Source organism: Azospirillum sp. B4 (genome assembly GCF_000333275.1).
In the GTDB taxonomy this organism is placed as follows: domain Bacteria; phylum Pseudomonadota; class Alphaproteobacteria; order Azospirillales; family Azospirillaceae; genus Nitrospirillum.
Genome location: NZ_BACU01000134.1, coordinates 1 through 3,412, shown reverse-complemented (window position 1 = coordinate 3,412; position 3,412 = coordinate 1). Strand labels below are relative to the sequence as shown.

The window sequence follows — 3,412 nt, the reverse complement described above, 5'->3', positions numbered from 1 at the left end:
GCCAACCATCGCGGGCCTCCGTTACCATTTGGAGCGACGCCCCCAGTCAAACTACCCGCCATGCAGGGTCCCAGCCCCCGCTTCAGGGGGCGTGGTTAGATATCAGAGATCGCAAGGGTGGTATTTCAAGGATGGCTCCACACGAGCTGGCGCCCATGCTTCAAAGCCTCCCACCTATCCTACACATGCAATCCCTAATACCACTGCAAAGCTGTAGTAAAGGTGCACGGGGTCTTTCCGTCTAACCGCGGGTACTCCGCATCTTCACGGAGAATTCAATTTCGCTGAGTTGGTGTTGGAGACAGCGGGGAAGTCGTTACGCCATTCGTGCAGGTCGGAACTTACCCGACAAGGAATTTCGCTACCTTAGGACCGTTATAGTTACGGCCGCCGTTTACCGGGGCTTCAATTCAGAGCTTGCACCCCTCCTTTTAACCTTCCGGCACCGGGCAGGCGTCAGACCCTATACGTCGCCTTGTACGGCTTCGCAGAGCCCTGTGTTTTTGGTAAACAGTCGCCACCCCCTGGTCTGTGCCCCCCGCCGATGGTTGCCCACCAACGGGGCCCTCTTATCCCGAAGTTACGAGGGTAATTTGCCGAGTTCCTTCAACACCATTCTCTCAAGCGCCTTGGTATACTCTACCAGTCCACCTGTGTCGGTTTCGGGTACGGTCTATATGCGGGGGCTATTTCCTGGGACACCTCCATGGCACACCCAATCCGATAAGGGCATACCAACTTCAGCATCCGTCACACACCCGCAGGCCCTGGAATATTAACCAGGTTCCCATCGACTACGCCTCTCGGCCTCGCCTTAGGGGCCGGCTCACCCTGCGTGGATTAACCTTGCGCAGGAACCCTTGGACTTTCGGCGACAGTGTTTCTCACACTGTTTATCGCTACTCATGTCAGCATTCTCACTTCCGATACCTCCAGCGACCCTCACGGTCATCGCCTTCAACGGCTTACGGAACGCTCCGCTACCACGCCTTCCACTAAAGGAAGGCATCCGCAGCTTCGGTGGGTGGCTTAAGCCCCGTTACATTTTCGGCGCAGGCCGGCTTATCTAGACCAGTGAGCTATTACGCTTTCTTTAAAGGATGGCTGCTTCTAAGCCAACCTCCTGGTTGTCATGGCCTTCCCACATCCTTTCCCACTTAGCCACCACTTGGGGACCTTAGCTGGCGGTCTGGGCTCTTTCCCTCTCGACGATCGACCTTAGCACCGACCGTCTGGCTGCCGGACTGCACTCCACGGTATTCGGAGTTTGGTTAGGTTTGGTAAGGCTCGCGCCCCCCTAGCCCATCCAGTGCTCTACCCCCGCGGGTGATCATCCGACGCTCTACCTAAATAGATTTCGCGGAGAACCAGCTATTTCCTGATTTGATTGGCCTTTCACCCCTATCCACAGCTCATCCCCGACCTTTTCAACGGGCGTGGGTTCGGCCCTCCAGTGGGTGTTACCCCACCTTCAGCCTGGCCATGGATAGATCATCAGGTTTCGGGTCTACAGCAGGCAACTAAAGCGCCCTATTCAGACTCGCTTTCGCTACGCCTCCAGCTATCGCCTTAAGCTCGCTGCATACTGTAAGTCGCTGACCCATTATACAAAAGGTACGCCGTCACGGTTGATACCGCTCCGACTGCTTGTAGGCATCCGGTTTCAGGTACTGTTTCACTCCCCTCGTCGGGGTGCTTTTCACCTTTCCCTCACGGTACTGGTTCGCTATCGGTCACTGAGGAGTACTTAGGCTTGGAGGGTGGTCCCCCCACGTTCAGACAGGATTTCACGTGTCCCGCCCTACTCGAGGATCAACTCCGGTTTACCCGTACGGGGCTTTCACCCACTCTGGCGCACCTTTCCAGATGCTTCCGGTTATGTAGAGTTGACCACTGGCCTGGTCCGCGTTCGCTCGCCACTACTAGCGGAGTCTCGGTTGATGTCCTTTCCTCCGGGTACTTAGATGTTTCAGTTCCCCGGGTTCGCTTCCCTCACCTATGTATTCAGTGAAGGATACCCATCGCTGGGTGGGTTTCCCCATTCGGAAATTCACGGATCAATGCCTGCTCGCGGCTCCCCATGACTTATCGCAGCGTGCTACGTCCTTCATCGCCTCTCAGTGCCAAGGCATCCACCAGATGCCCTTAATTCACTTGATCGACCTCCCGGCGCCACGCGCAAGGGCAAGCCCGTGCGGTGTCGTCAGTTGGCCTGGTGCGTTTTACGACAGATCGACCGCCTGAATACTTCAGACAACCGACCCCTCGGTTTAAACTCAAGACCTCATTCACAATGTCCAAGAACCGGCCGCCTCCCGTGGAAGCAGCTGATCTCCTGCCGGAGCTATTCTGTTCGCGCTGATGAGCCTGTGCGGCCGGTAGACCTGGCGGCGACCTACTCTCCCACGTCTTAAGACGCAGTACCATTGGCGCTGGGGGTTTTCACGGCCGAGTTCGGGATGGGATCGGGTGTATTGACCCCCGCTATGACCACCAGATCAACCGGCCACACAGACCAAACGCCGGCTGAAAAGCCGGCGCCCGATCATGCGATCAGAATATTTCGAGAGGAGATACGCAGACGGCGGCGCGCGCCATCCGATGCCCGGATCATTCCTTAGAAAGGAGGTGATCCAGCCGCAGGTTCCCCTACGGCTACCTTGTTACGACTTCACCCCAGTCGCTGACCGTACCGTGGTCGGCTGCCTCCTTGCGGTTAGCGCACCGGCTTCGGGTAAAGCCAACTCCCATGGTGTGACGGGCGGTGTGTACAAGGCCCGGGAACGTATTCACCGCGGCGTGCTGATCCGCGATTACTAGCGATTCCAACTTCATGCACTCGAGTTGCAGAGTACAATCCGAACTGAGATGGCTTTTGGAGATTAGCTTCCACTCACGTGGTCGCTGCCCACTGTCACCACCATTGTAGCACGTGTGTAGCCCAGCCCATAAGGGCCATGAGGACTTGACGTCATCCCCGCCTTCCTCCGGCTTGTCACCGGCAGTTTCTCCAGAGTGCCCAACCAAATGATGGCAACTGAAGATGGGGGTTGCGCTCGTTGCGGGACTTAACCCAACATCTCACGACACGAGCTGACGACAGCCATGCAGCACCTGTCTTACCGTCCCCGAAAGGAAAAGTACGTCTCCGTACCGGTCAGTAGATGTCAAGAGCTGGTAAGGTTCTGCGCGTTGCTTCGAATTAAACCACATGCTCCACCGCTTGTGCGGGCCCCCGTCAATTCCTTTGAGTTTCAACCTTGCGGCCGTACTCCCCAGGCGGAGTGCTTAATGCGTTAGCTGCGACACTGAAAACCCTAGGGCCCCAACGTCTAGCACTCATCGTTTACGGCGTGGACTACCAGGGTATCTAATCCTGTTTGGCTCCCACGCTTTCCCGCCTCAACGTCAG

General features: G+C 56.8%; 3 rRNA genes. All 3 read right to left on the bottom strand.

What is annotated here, in order from left to right:
• Positions 1-2,160: ribosomal RNA gene (locus I55_RS06300) — 23S ribosomal RNA — on the bottom strand; the annotation flags it as partial.
• Positions 2,161-2,382: 222 nt separating this feature from the next.
• Positions 2,383-2,498: ribosomal RNA gene (rrf, locus tag I55_RS06295) — 5S ribosomal RNA — on the bottom strand.
• Between the two features lie 123 nt (positions 2,499-2,621).
• Positions 2,622-3,412: ribosomal RNA gene (locus I55_RS06290) — 16S ribosomal RNA — on the bottom strand; the annotation flags it as partial.